Below are 12,808 nucleotides of genomic sequence, written 5' to 3'. Positions count from 1 at the left end.
CGTTCAATCTGATGCTTTCTTTATAATCCAGCCGGCTCGGCGAAGTTCTTGTACGGCGCACCATGCTATGTAGCGATCCGTGTCCTCGCCATCGTCTGGAAGTGGATTGTTGCGGGCTACGGTGATGCCTTTGACAATCACATCCATGATCGGATTATAGTCGATAAAATCCGTCATGATATCATATCCTTGCTAGCTTTCCGCCCCCGCCGCGCCCACCAGTAGAAGGGCAGGCCTGCCAGCATCAGCAATATGCTCGATCCGCTGGCCGCGACACCCGCACCCCACAGCGTCCATAGCGCATAGCCCAGCCCGATGACTGCCGCCGGCACCACCAGCCGGAACCGCAGGCTTGCCAGCGCGCAGCCGACATAGAGCCACAGGGTCGCCGACGTCGCCAGCAGCGCCATGGCGGTGAACAGCGCCACCAGCCCCTGCAAACTGTTCGCCACCAGCATCAGGCTGGCCAGCATCGTCGACAGGATCAGCCCGCGGACCGGCGTGCCCTTGGCGTCCGTCACCGCCAGCCAGCGGGGCAGTTCGCCCGCCCGCGCCATCGCCAGCGGCACTTCGCCCTGCAACAGCGTCCAGCCATTGAGCGCGCCAAGGCAGCTGATCACCACGAAGATCGCGATGAAGCTGGCGGGGCCGGGCGACCAGTAATGGCTGACGAACGCGCCGAAGGGCGATCCGGTCTGCGTCTCCGCCGCCGGCAGGGTCAGCGCGATACCCGAACAGACGAGCAGATAGATAAGGCCGGTCGCCGCCGTGCCGATCAGCGTGGCGCGGGGGATGGTGCGGGCGGGATCACGCACCTTGTCCGCCGCGACGCTGGCCGATTCAAAGCCCAGCAGCGCCCATAGGGTCAGCGCCGCCGATGCGGTGATGCCAACGCCCGTCAGCCCCTGTGCGGGGAAGGGGGCGACCTGCGCCTCGCCACTGCCCAGCACGATCACCAGCAGCACCAGCACGACCGCGATCGGGATCAGCTTGATGATGGTGGTGCCGATCTGGGTAATCCCGGCCGCGCGCGCGCCGATCAGGTTGACGCCGGTCATCGCCCAGAGAAAGGCGATCGAACAGACCGCGCCTACACCCGGCTTCGCCAGCGCAGGCAGCACGCTGCTCAGGTTCGCGGTCGCGGCGACGGCTATGGTGACGTTGGTGATGATGATCGACAGCCAATAGATCCACCCGATCGCAAAACCGGCGAGCGGCCCATAGGCCCGCGCGATCATCTGCGAGGCATTGGCGTCCGGCATGGCGACGGTCAGCCGCGCGATGACGAAGGCCAGCACCAGCGACCCGGCAATGGTGAACACCCACCCCGCCACCGCATCCCAGCCGAACGGCGCGAGCGACGCCGGCAGCAGGAACACGCCCGACCCGATCATATTGCCCATGACCAGCGCGATGCAGGCTGCCAGACCCAGGGTACGAGAGGAGGAGCCGGTCGCGGCCCCGTTGGGATTGTCATTCATGGCGGAATGCTACCGGCGCAGGCGGCGGATTGCTAGGGGAGGGTGATAAGAGGGAAGCAAGCATATTTCCTCTCCCGTCGGGAGAGGAAGGGGCCCGCTCGGCGTAGCCGAGTGGGAAGGTGAGGGAGATGCAAGGCGCAGCTTTTCACCCCTCACCCTTCCGCCGTGCTTCGCACGGCTCCCTCCCTCTCCCGTTGGGAGAGGGACAGTCTTCAACCGCTGCTACCCACCCAATCTTCCATTTCCTGCAATCGCGTTCGATTCCATTGCATTTGCGAAAAGTCCGGCCAAAGCCCAAATAGGCTTCGATGCTGCAACGCAGAAAATATCCCCAATCGAGGCTCTACAATGTTTTCCCTGCTGTCGCTCTATTTCGCCTATCGTCGTGATGTCGTCTCTGCCGAACGCTATATCGCCGCGCTCAACAAGGCTGATGCGCCGGTCGCCGACGATGTGACGCCGGTTCCGGCCGAAGAGCAGCTGCCGCTCGCAGCCTGATTTCTGCAAAAAGGGCGGCTGTCCTTTCGGAAGCCGCCCCTTGCATGACTAATGTTTCGACCGGCCCGATCAGGCCGCCAGGAACATGTCCGGGTCCAGCGCCATCAGCGCATCGGCGCCGCCCTCGATCTTGCGGCGCAGCGATCCGGCATCGGGCATGACCCGTTCGGCAAAGAAGCGCGCCGTCACCAGCTTGGCTTCCAGATATTTGGCGTCCCCTTCACCCGCCGCGATCAGCGTGGTGGCGGCCTTGCCCATGCGCAGCCACATCAGGCCCGTCGCTACGATGCCCAGGATGTGCATATAATGATGCGCGCCGGCCCCGGCATGTTCGGGGTTCTTCATGGCGTTCTGCATCAGCCACATGGTCGCCGCGCCCAATTGGCCGCTGGCCTTTTCCAGCGCCTCGGCGATCGGCGCCAGCGTCTCGTCCGTCTTGGCGCTGGCGACCTCTTCCGCCACCATCTTCAGGAAGGACTGGAGCGCGCGGCCGCCATGCATCGGCAGCTTGCGACCGACAAGGTCCATCGCCTGCACGCCATTGGTGCCTTCGTAAATCTGGGCGATGCGCGCGTCGCGGACATACTGTTCCACGCCATTTTCCCAGATATAGCCATGGCCGCCGAACACCTGTTGACAGGCGACCGCCACGTCGAAGCCGCGATCGGTGCCATAGCCCTTGACCACCGGGGTCAGCAGCTGGAGCATATCGTCGGCCGCCTGACGCTCTTCCTCGGTCGCGGCATGATGCGACAGGTCGACCTGCAATGCTGTCCACAGGATCAGCGCGCGCAGCCCTTCGGTCATCGCCTTGGCTTCCATCAGCATGCGGCGCACATCGGGATGGACGAACAGCGTATCGGCCTTTTCGTTCGGCTCCTTGGGACCCGTCAGCGCGCGGCCCTGACGGCGATCCTTCGCATAATGAACCGCATTCTGGAATGCGATTTCCGCCTGACCCAGACCCTGAAGGCCCACGCCCAGACGCGCCGCGTTCATCATGATGAACATCGCGGCCAGACCCTTATTCTCCTCGCCCACGATCCAGCCAGTCGCGCCGTCATAATTCATGACGCAGGTGGCATTGCCATGGATGCCCATCTTGTGCTCGATCGATCCGCAGGACACGGCATTGCGGTCGCCCGGCACGCCATCATCGCCCACGAAGAACTTCGGCACCACGAACAGCGAAATGCCCTTGCTGCCTTCCGGCGCATCCGGCGTCTTGGCCAGCACCAGATGGATGATATTGTCGGCCAGGTCATGCTCGCCCGCCGAAATGAAGATCTTCGTCCCGCTGATGCTATAGCTGCCGTCAGGCTGCGGCACGGCCTTGGTCTTGATGAGGCCCAGATCGGTGCCGCAATGCGGCTCGGTCAGGTTCATCGTACCGGTCCATTCGCCCGACACCATCTTGGGGATGTAGCGCTGTTGCAGTTCGGCGCTGCCCTTGGCGATCAGCGCGGCGACCGCGCCGGCGGTCAGGCCATGATACATTTCGAACGCCTGATTGGCCGACAGCACATATTCGTCCACCGCCGTCGCCAGCACGGTGGGCAGGCCCTGACCGCCAAATTCCGCCGGGCCATGGATGGTGGTCCATCCGCCCGCGACGAACTGGTCGAATGCCGCCTTGAAGCCGGTCGGCGTGGTCACGCTGCCATCCGGGTGCCGGGTGCAGCCTTCCTTGTCGCCCACGGCATTCAGCGGGAACAGCACTTCAGCCGCCATCTTGCCGCCTTCGGTCAGGATCGCCTCGACCAGATCGGGCGTGGCATTTTCGAAACCGGGCAGGTTGGCATAGCGGTCCAGCCCGACGATATGGTCCAGCACGAAGCGGGTGTCGCGGACGGGGGCGGCATAGCTGGGCATGATCTTCTCCTGATTATTCTTTGAATTCCCCCCCGATCGGGGGAAGGGGATTATTGTTGTTCGATGGCTGAAACGAAGCTGGCCAGTTCTGCGATCGCGGCGTCGATATCGTCCTTCTGCCGGGTCAGCAGGTCGATCCGCGCCTTGCACTTGTCCACGGTGACGCGGCGCTGTTCCTCATGCGCTTCGTCCGCGTCGTACAGGTCGATCATCTCGCGAATTTCAGTCAGGCTGAAGCCCACTCTCTTGCCGCGCAATATCCAGGCCAGCCTGGCACGATCGCGCCTTGAATAGATGCGGGCCAGACCCTGCCGTTCGGGCGAGATCAGCCCTTCATCCTCATAGAAGCGCAGCGCCCGTGCGGTGACGCCGAACTCTTCGGACAGGTCGGTGATGCTGTAGCTTTGCCGTTCGCTATGGTCGGGCAATTCTATGCCGGCGATGCTGCTGCGCGTGTTCATGGCTATAGGTGTAATTCGACCTTACGTTTACGTCAAGGTCAGTGAGATGTTCTGATGCTTTTGCCGGATATGCGCCTCCGGCGGCCCCGGTTCCCTTTCGGGCCGGGAAGGACTATGGGCGGCACATGATCCGTCTTTCCGGCCTGAAACTGCCGCTCGACCATCCGGCCGAAGCGATGCCCGTCGCCATTTGCGAACGCCTTGGCCTCGCACCGCAGGAATTGCGCAGCCACAGCCTCGTGCGGCGCGGCAATGATGCGCGCCGCCGTAGTGCGATCCAGCTTGTCTATACGGTCGATGTCGACCTGATCGACGAAGCCGCCATACTGGAACGCTTCGCCAACGACCATGATGTCCGGCCGACCCCCGACACCAGCTATAAATTCGTGGCCCACGCGCCGCAGGACGGGCAGGGCAAGCGGCCGGTGGTCATCGGTGCGGGGCCGTGCGGCCTGTTCGCGGGGCTGATCCTGGCCCAGATGGGCTTCCGGCCGATCATCCTCGACCGGGGGAAGGTGGTGCGGGAACGCACCAAGGACACCTGGGGCCTGTGGCGCCGGGCCGAACTCAATCCCGACTCCAACGTCCAGTTCGGCGAAGGCGGTGCGGGCACCTTCTCCGACGGCAAACTCTATTGCCGGGTGAAAGACCCCCGCTTCCTCGGCCGCAAGGTGCTGGAGGAATTTGTCGCCGCCGGTGCGCCGGACGATATTCTGTGGGAAGCGCATCCCCATATCGGCACCTTCCGCCTCGTCTCCATGGTCGAATCGATGCGCAAGCAGATCGAGTCGCTGGGCGGCGAATATCGCTGGCAGCATCGCGTCGACGATCTGGTGCTGGAAAATCAGGGCGATGGCACGCAGCGCCTGCGCGGCCTCGTCCTTCAGGATGGCAGCGTGATCGAAACGGACCATGTCGTGCTGGCCGTCGGCCACAGCGCGCGCCCGACCTTCGAAATGCTGCACCGGCATGACGTACATATGGAGGCGAAGCCCTTCTCGATCGGCGTGCGGATCGAACATCCGCAAAGCTGGATCGATCGCGCCCGCTACGGCAATTGCGCGGGCCATCCCGATCTGGGCGCGGCGGCCTATAGCCTCGCCCATCATTGCGCCAATGGCCGCACCGTCTACAGCTTTTGCATGTGTCCGGGCGGCCGGGTCGTCGCCGCCACGTCGGAGGAAGGGCGCGTCGTCACCAACGGCATGAGCCAATATAGCCGCGCCGAATTCAACGCCAATTCGGGGCTGGTCGTCGCCATCGATCCGGCGCGCGACTATCCCGGCGGGCCGCTGGCCGGCATCGATTTCCAGCGCCATTGGGAAAGCCTCGCCTATGTGGCCGGTGGCTCCTCCTACTGGGCGCCGGGGCAGACGGTGGGCGATTTCCTGGCAGGCCGCCCCTCCACCGCGCTTGGATCGGTCACGCCCTCCTACCAGCCCGGCGTGACCCCGACCGACCTGTCGCAATGCCTGCCCGGCTTCGTGATCGAGGCTTTCCGGGAGGCGCTGCCGGTCTTCGGTCGCCAACTCGCCAACTATGATCATCCCGACGCGGTGATGACCGGCGTGGAAACCCGCACTTCCTCGCCCCTGCGCATCACGCGGGGCAAGGATTTCCAGAGCCTCAACGTAACCGGGCTTTATCCGGCCGGGGAGGGGGCGGGCTATGCCGGCGGCATCCTGTCCGCCGCGATCGACGGCATCAAGGTGGCGGAGGCCGTCGCGCTCGCCATGGTATAGGGCGGGCGCCGGACCGCGTCAGGCGATGAAGATGTCGCTGGCCGTCAGATGGGGCAGGCCGGTGAACGTCGCCACCAGCGTCTGGCTGGCGCCGCCCGCGCCGTCGCTGTCATAATAGAGGCTGCCGCTGGCTTCATCATAGATGAAATGCTGGGCCGCATTGGTCGCCGCCGTTCCCGCGACGAAGGTGCTGGCAGGAATGGCGTGATGGGCGGGCAGAGTGGACAGGCCGGGAAAGCCATCGGGCACGAAAACCAGTGCGTCGCTGCCCGGCGCGAAATCGGTGATGAGGTCGCGATCGGCCGCACTGCCTAGCCGGTCGAACCAGAACAGATCGGCCCCTGCGCCGCCGGTCAGCCTGTCCGCGCCATCTCCGCCGATCAATATGTCCATGCCCGCGCCGCCGCTCAAAATGTCCTTCCCGCCCAGACCCTGCAACCGGTTGTCGCCGACATTGCCGACCAATATGTCGTCGGCATCGGTCCCGGTGCCCGCAATGTCCGCTGATCCGGTCAGTTGCAGCCGCTCGACATTGTCGAACAGGCCCATGCTGACGCTGGAATAGAGAATGTCCAGACCTTCGCCGGCATTTTCGTAGATCAGCGTGCTGTAATCGTCGGTGTCGATATAGTAGAAATCATTGCCCATGCCGCCATGGAGTTCGTCCCGGCCACCCATGCCATAAAGTCGATCATCGCCATCGCCGCCCAGCAATAGGTCATTGCCGGCAGTGCCAATCAGACTGTCGTTGCCGGCCGCGCCATCGATATAATTGCTGCCCGCTATACCGCCCAACCGGTCATTGCCCGCTGTGCCGATTAGGCGCAGGCTTTCGAAGCCGGAAAAGCTGCTGCCCAGAAGCTGCACCGTGCCATCTGCCGATGGCGTGAGCGTGACGGCCGTCAGTGCCGACAGGTCCAGCGTCAGATGATCCTGCCCAACCCCGCCATTCAGCGTCAGGATCGCACCACGGGCCAGCGCGTCGCCATCCACGCTGATCTGGTCATCGCCATCGCTCAACGTCGCGCTCAGTCGTTCGATCGAGGTCAGTTTCACGCCGTTGTAGAGGCTCAGATAGCCGTCGACCCCGCCCGCGCCATTGGATGTGAGCACGCTTTCATAGAAGCGGAGGGTGCGGCTCATATTGATCTTGGCGGTGTCGATCCCGCTGCCGCCGTCAATCTCTATGCCTTCGGGCCGCCTTATGATGAACAGGTCCGCTCCGGCGCCCGCTTGCACGAAGGTTCCGCGGGCGTCGGTCAGATTGATCTGATCCGCGCCGGCCCCCAGGCTGGCCTCGATTCGCTCCATCCCCGTTGCGCTGGCGAGCCCGGCTATGTCACTCTGGCCCGTGAGGCTGTTGACGGTCAGGTTCTGCGCCTTCGAAGAAGTCGCCATCTGGATGATCCAGCTATCATATCCCGCACCGCCATCGATGATGTCGTGGCCGCCGCGCGTGATGATGCTGTCATCGCCCGCGCCTGCATCCACCTGACTGCTGCCGGTCGCCAGCGTCACCCTGTCATGGCCTGCGCCGGTTGCGATGTGGTGCGCCCCCTTGCCCAGCGTCAGATTATAGTCTTCGAAGCCGGTGAAGCGGCCGCCGAAGCTGGTCGTCGCAAGGCCGGTCGTATCGACCGTGAAGGTCACGTCGCCGACCGGCGCCAGTGCGAGCGTCAACTGATCCCGACCGCCACCAGCATCGATGACCAGCGATATCCCGACCATGGCGATTTCGGCGCGGAAGGAGACATAGTCGTTACCGCTGCCCAGGCGAACGTCCAGTGCCTCGACGCGGGAGAAGGAGACGCTGTCGTTCGACACTTGCGACCGGATCGCCCCGGTCAGCCCGCTGGCGTCCAGCCGCATCGTGGATGCATTTTGATAGTTATGGGCTTTGAAAACGCTGTAATCGACGATCAACTGGTCGAAACCATTGCCGCCATTGACGCTGTCCTGGCCGGAAAGAGGGAGGAAAATATCGTTGGCGCTGGTGCCTGTCAGGCGATCATTGCCTGTCGTGCCCGTATAAGTCGCCATCCGCCCCGCCCATAAATATAAACCCCGGCAACGGGTTATGCTGCTTTTGACAGGCGATCAAGAGCAGGGGCGTGCGGTTGCGACCGCCGCGAAAACTGGAAGCTGGGAAGTTTTGGATGCCCGACAAGGACTCGAACCTTGATTGACGGAGTCAGAGTCCGCTCTCTTACCATTAGAGGATCGGGCATCGATCCAACGCGTACCGCGCTTGGGACGCCGCAGATAGGCGGGTACGTTCCGCGCGTCAACCGCCTTTCTGACATTTTTCGACGGCTTCTTTCCTGTCCCCAAAAAAGAAAGCCCGCCGGGCGCGAAACGCATCCGGCGGGCATATCGTCAGCGCTTTTTGGCGCGACGGGCATGGGAGCCACTCCCTAAATAGGAAGCGGCTCCCGGGCTTTAAAGGGGCTTATTCGCCGTCGCTCTTCAGCAGGTAATCGCCTGCATCCGCATCGCTGCCATGGGTTTCCCCTTCGATGGCGCCCAGCGGATCGTTGCCGATCGCCGCTTCCGGACCCTGCGCCAGTTCGGCAGCCCGTTCCGCAGCCGCCGACTTCGGCGCGATCAGGTCGACCTGGCTGGAAGCGCGCAGGGCGGCCCGCAGCGCCGCGTCACGCGACGAGGCAGCGACGCGCAGGCGGTTCATGCCTGCACCCGTGCCTGCCGGGATCAGACGGCCGACGATGACGTTTTCCTTCAGACCGACCAGCGTGTCCTTCTTGCCCTGAACCGCCGCTTCCGTGAGGACGCGGGTGGTTTCCTGGAAGGAGGCCGCCGAGATGAACGAACGGGTCTGGAGCGAGGCCTTGGTGATGCCGAGCAACACCGGCTTGCCCGCGGCCGGCAGGAAGCCGGGCTGGAGCTTGCTGTTGATCTCGTCCATTTCCTCGCGGTCGATCTGCTCGCCCACCAGCAAAGTGGTGTCGCCGGATTCGATGATTTCGACCTTCTGCAACATCTGACGAACGATCGTTTCGATGTGCTTGTCGTTGATCTTCACGCCCTGCAAGCGATAGACTTCCTGGATTTCGGCGACCAGATATTCAGCCAGCGGCTCGATACCCAGCACTTCCAGAATGTCATGCGGATCGGGCGAACCGCCGATCAGGTTGTCGCCGCGCTTCACGAAGTCGCCTTCCTGAACGTCGATCACCTTGCTCTTGGGGATCAGATATTCGACCGGCTCGCCGCCATCCTCAGGATTGATGGCGATCTTACGCTTCGCCTTGTAATCCTTGAGGAACTGTACGCGGCCCGACACCTTGGCAATGATCGCATTGTCCTTGGGCTTGCGGGCTTCGAACAGTTCGGCAACGCGCGGCAGACCACCGGTGATGTCGCGGGTCTTGGCCGCTTCACGGCTGACACGCGCCAGCACGTCACCGGCCTGAACCTGCGCACCATCGTCGACCGACAGGGTGGCCCCCACCGCCAGCATATAGCGGGCAGCTTCGCCGCTATTGTCGTCCATCAGGGTCAGGCGCGGACGAAGATCTTCCTTCGTACGGGCAGCACCACGATGTTCGATAACAACGCGCTGGGCGATGCCGGTGGCTTCGTCGGTCTGCTCGGTCAGCGTCTTGTTGTCGATCAGGTCGACATACTTAACGATACCGGGCTTTTCCGTGATCACCGGCATGGTGAAGGGATCCCACTCGGCGAAGCGATCGCCCTTCTTCACGGCATCGCCATCCGCAAACAGGATGGTGGCGCCATAAGGCAGGCGATGCGTTTCGCGTTCGCGACCTTCGCTGTCGATGATCGCGACTTCGCCGTTACGGGCGAGCGACAGGCGACGACCATTCTTGTCGGTGATGGTCGGCATGTCGCGCAGCTCGATCGTGCCGTCCGACATGGCTTCCAGGTTCGACGTTTCGTTGAAGTTCGCCGCGCCGCCGATGTGGAAGGTACGCATGGTGAGCTGCGTGCCCGGTTCACCGATGGACTGTGCCGCGATGACGCCGACCGCTTCGCCGATGTTTACCGGCGTACCACGGGCCAGGTCACGGCCGTAGCACTTGCCGCAAACACCCATCCGGCTTTCGCAGATTAGCGGGCTGCGGATCTTCACGGCCTGCGTGCCGACCGCCTCGATCTGGGTGATCATGGCTTCGTCCAGCAGGGTGCCGATCGGGATGATGACGGTGCCGTCCTTGGTGTCGACGATATCCTGCGCCGTGGTACGGCCCAGAATGCGCTCGCCCAGCGAGGCGATGACCGAACCACCCTGAACGATGGCCTTCATCTCCAGCGCCTTTTCGGTGCCGCAATCTTCCTCGACGATCGTGCAGTCCTGCGACACGTCGACCAGACGGCGGGTCAGGTAACCCGAGTTTGCCGTCTTGAGCGCGGTGTCGGCCAGACCCTTACGGGCGCCGTGGGTCGAGTTGAAATATTCAAGGACGGTCAGGCCTTCCTTGAAGTTCGAGATGATCGGCGTTTCGATGATCTCGCCCGAAGGCTTGGCCATCAGGCCGCGCATACCGGCCAGCTGCTTCATCTGGGCCTGCGAACCACGGGCACCGGAATGCGCCATCATGTAGATGGAGTTGATCGGCGCCAGACGGCCGGTCTTCGGGTCCTTGGGCTGGGCGCGGATTTCGTCCATCATGGCGTTCGCCACCACGTCGCCGCAACGGCTCCAGGCGTCGATGACCTTGTTGTACTTTTCCTGCTGGGTGATCAGGCCGTCCTGATATTGCTGCTCATAGTCAGCCACGAGCGCCTTGGTTTCGGCGACGGTGCCTTCCTTCGAGTCAGGAATGACCATGTCGTCCTTGCCGAAGCTGATGCCGGCCTGGAACGCATGCTTGAAGCCCAGCGACATGATCGCGTCGGCGAACAGCACCGTGTCCTTCTGGCCGGTGTGGCGATAGACCTGATCGATCACGTCACCGATTTCCTTCTTGGTCAGAAGGCGGTTGACGACGTCGAAGGGCACCTTGTGCGACTTGGGCAGACATTCGCCCAGCAGCATGCGACCCGGCGTCGTTTCGAAGCGCTTCATATACTGCTGACCATTTTCGTCGGTCTGCGGCACGCGGCTGATGATCTTCGAATGCAGGGTGACGGCCTTGGCATAGAGGGCCTGATGGACCTCCTGCATGTCCGACAGCAGCATGCCTTCGCCCTGTTCGCCTTCGCGTTCCATGGACAGGTAATAGATACCCAATACCATGTCCTGCGAGGGGACGATGATCGGCTTGCCGTTGGCGGGCGACAGGATGTTGTTGGTCGACATCATCAGCACGCGCGCTTCCAGCTGGGCTTCCAGCGAGAGCGGTACGTGGACGGCCATCTGGTCACCGTCGAAGTCGGCGTTGAAGGCCGAGCAGACCAGCGGGTGAAGCTGGATCGCCTTGCCTTCGATCAGCACGGGTTCGAACGCCTGAATGCCCAGACGGTGAAGCGTCGGCGCACGGTTCAGCATGACCGGATGTTCGCGGATCACTTCGTCCAGGATGTCCCAGACTTCCTTGCGTTCCTTTTCGACCCACTTCTTGGCCTGCTTCAGGGTCATGGACAGACCCTTGGCGTCCAGACGCGCGTAGATGAACGGCTTGAACAGTTCGAGCGCCATCTTCTTGGGCAGGCCGCACTGGTGCAGCTTCAGCTCAGGACCGGTCACGATGACCGAACGACCCGAATAGTCGACGCGCTTGCCGAGCAGGTTCTGACGGAAGCGCCCCTGCTTGCCCTTGAGCATGTCGGACAGCGACTTCAGAGGACGCTTGTTCGCGCCGGTGATGACGCGGCCGCGACGGCCATTGTCGAACAGGGCGTCGACGGCTTCCTGCAACATGCGCTTTTCGTTGCGGACGATGATGTCCGGCGCACGCAGTTCCATCAGGCGCTTGAGGCGGTTGTTACGGTTGATGACGCGGCGATACAGGTCGTTCAGATCCGACGTCGCGAAACGGCCACCGTCCAGCGGCACCAGCGGGCGCAGTTCCGGCGGGATGACCGGAACGACGTCCAGGATCATCCATTCGGGGCGGTTGCCCGAATCGATGAAGCTTTCGACGACCTTCAGCCGCTTGATGATCTTCTTGGGCTTCAGTTCCGACTTGGTGACAGCCAGTTCGTCCAGCAGCGCCTGCTTCTCGCCCACCAGGTCGAGGTCCATCAGCATCTGCTTGACCGCTTCCGCGCCGATGCCGGCCGAGAAGGCGTCTTCGCCATATTCGTCCTGCGCGTCGAGCAGTTCGTCTTCGGTCAGAAGCTGATATTTCTCCAGCGGGGTCAGGCCCGGCTCGATGACGATATAGCTTTCGAAGTACAGAACGCGCTCAAGCTGCTTCAACTGCATGTCGAGCAGCAGGCCGATGCGCGACGGCAGCGACTTCAGGAACCAGATATGGGCAACCGGCGCGGCCAGTTCGATATGGCCCATGCGTTCGCGGCGGACCTTCGAAACGGTCACTTCCACGCCGCACTTTTCGCAGACGATGCCCTTATACTTCATGCGCTTATACTTGCCGCACAGGCACTCATAGTCCTTGATCGGACCGAAGATGCGGGCGCAGAACAGGCCGTCACGTTCGGGCTTGAACGTGCGATAGTTGATGGTTTCCGGCTTCTTGATCTCGCCGAAGGACCAGCTGCGGATGCGCTCGGGCGAGGCCAGACCGATCTGGATCTGGTCGAAGGTTTCCGGCTTCTGGATCGGATTGGCGAAGTTGGTCAGTTCGTTCATTTTTCAATCCCTCTGAAG

General features: G+C 62.8%; 8 protein-coding genes and 1 tRNA gene. 2 read left to right on the top strand and 7 right to left on the bottom strand.

All coding sequences use genetic code 11. The features are described 5' to 3' along the window. Positions 1-3: 3 nt before the first annotated feature. Positions 4-177 carry a hypothetical protein gene (locus BMY84_RS29710; RefSeq protein ID WP_177203983.1) on the bottom strand — a complete coding sequence of 58 codons (174 nt, stop codon included), beginning with the start codon at positions 175-177 and terminating at the stop codon, positions 4-6. Next, complete coding sequence (locus tag BMY84_RS11155) at positions 174-1,481, bottom strand: amino acid permease (RefSeq protein ID WP_093083867.1); 1,308 nt, start codon at positions 1,479-1,481, stop codon at positions 174-176. The genes BMY84_RS29710 and BMY84_RS11155 overlap by 4 nt, the downstream gene beginning before the upstream one ends. Positions 1,482-1,829: 348 nt before the next feature. Between BMY84_RS11155 and BMY84_RS29705 the strand changes: the two genes are divergently transcribed. Continuing rightward, on the top strand, positions 1,830-1,979 hold the full coding sequence (locus BMY84_RS29705; RefSeq protein ID WP_177203982.1) for a hypothetical protein: 150 nt from the start codon (positions 1,830-1,832) through the stop codon (positions 1,977-1,979). Between the two features lie 69 nt (positions 1,980-2,048). Here the strand turns inward: BMY84_RS29705 and BMY84_RS11150 are convergent, their stop codons facing one another. Further along, positions 2,049-3,851 (bottom strand): acyl-CoA dehydrogenase C-terminal domain-containing protein, encoded by a 1,803-nt coding sequence (locus BMY84_RS11150; RefSeq protein WP_093083866.1) that lies wholly within the window; start codon positions 3,849-3,851, stop codon positions 2,049-2,051. 50 nt (positions 3,852-3,901) lie between these two features. Continuing rightward, positions 3,902-4,312 (bottom strand): MerR family transcriptional regulator, encoded by a 411-nt coding sequence (locus tag BMY84_RS11145; RefSeq protein WP_093083864.1) that lies wholly within the window; start codon positions 4,310-4,312, stop codon positions 3,902-3,904. A 125-nt stretch (positions 4,313-4,437) separates the two neighbouring features. Between BMY84_RS11145 and BMY84_RS11140 the strand changes: the two genes are divergently transcribed. Next, positions 4,438-6,054: an NAD(P)/FAD-dependent oxidoreductase gene (locus BMY84_RS11140; protein WP_093083862.1), complete on the top strand. Its 1,617-nt coding sequence runs from the start codon at positions 4,438-4,440 to the stop codon at positions 6,052-6,054. A gap of 18 nt (positions 6,055-6,072) precedes the next feature. Here BMY84_RS11140 and BMY84_RS29700 read toward each other — a convergent pair whose 3' ends face one another. The 3 genes from BMY84_RS29700 to rpoC all read right to left on the bottom strand — a co-directional run bounded on the left by BMY84_RS29700 (position 6,073) and on the right by rpoC (position 12,790). Continuing rightward, positions 6,073-8,094 (bottom strand): calcium-binding protein, encoded by a 2,022-nt coding sequence (locus BMY84_RS29700; RefSeq protein WP_093083861.1) that lies wholly within the window; start codon positions 8,092-8,094, stop codon positions 6,073-6,075. Between the two features lie 113 nt (positions 8,095-8,207). Then, a tRNA-Gln gene (locus BMY84_RS11130) sits at positions 8,208-8,281 on the bottom strand. A 222-nt stretch (positions 8,282-8,503) separates the two neighbouring features. Next, the gene (gene rpoC / locus BMY84_RS11125; RefSeq protein ID WP_093083859.1) at positions 8,504-12,790 is read right to left on the bottom strand and encodes a DNA-directed RNA polymerase subunit beta'; all 4,287 of its coding nucleotides are present in this window, start codon (positions 12,788-12,790) and stop codon (positions 8,504-8,506) included. Positions 12,791-12,808 lie beyond the last annotated feature (18 nt).

Source organism: Sphingobium sp. AP50 (assembly GCF_900109095.1).
Taxonomy (GTDB): Bacteria; Pseudomonadota; Alphaproteobacteria; order Sphingomonadales; family Sphingomonadaceae; genus Sphingobium.
This window is presented reverse-complemented; position numbering and strand designations above follow the sequence as displayed.

What these genes read in the sequence shown, in the direction of transcription:
- BMY84_RS29710 (WP_177203983.1), bottom strand. Translation starts at nt 177, where the DNA reads ATGACGGATTTTATCGACTATAATCCGATCATGGATGTGATTGTCAAA.
- BMY84_RS11155 (WP_093083867.1), bottom strand. Translation starts at nt 1,481, where the DNA reads ATGAATGACAATCCCAACGGGGCCGCGACCGGCTCCTCCTCTCGTACC.
- BMY84_RS29705 (WP_177203982.1), top strand. Translation starts at nt 1,830, where the DNA reads ATGTTTTCCCTGCTGTCGCTCTATTTCGCCTATCGTCGTGATGTCGTC.
- BMY84_RS11150 (WP_093083866.1), bottom strand. Translation starts at nt 3,851, where the DNA reads ATGCCCAGCTATGCCGCCCCCGTCCGCGACACCCGCTTCGTGCTGGAC.
- BMY84_RS11145 (WP_093083864.1), bottom strand. Translation starts at nt 4,312, where the DNA reads ATGAACACGCGCAGCAGCATCGCCGGCATAGAATTGCCCGACCATAGC.
- BMY84_RS11140 (WP_093083862.1), top strand. Translation starts at nt 4,438, where the DNA reads ATGATCCGTCTTTCCGGCCTGAAACTGCCGCTCGACCATCCGGCCGAA.
- BMY84_RS29700 (WP_093083861.1), bottom strand. Translation starts at nt 8,094, where the DNA reads ATGGCGACTTATACGGGCACGACAGGCAATGATCGCCTGACAGGCACC.
- rpoC (WP_093083859.1), bottom strand. Translation starts at nt 12,790, where the DNA reads ATGAACGAACTGACCAACTTCGCCAATCCGATCCAGAAGCCGGAAACC.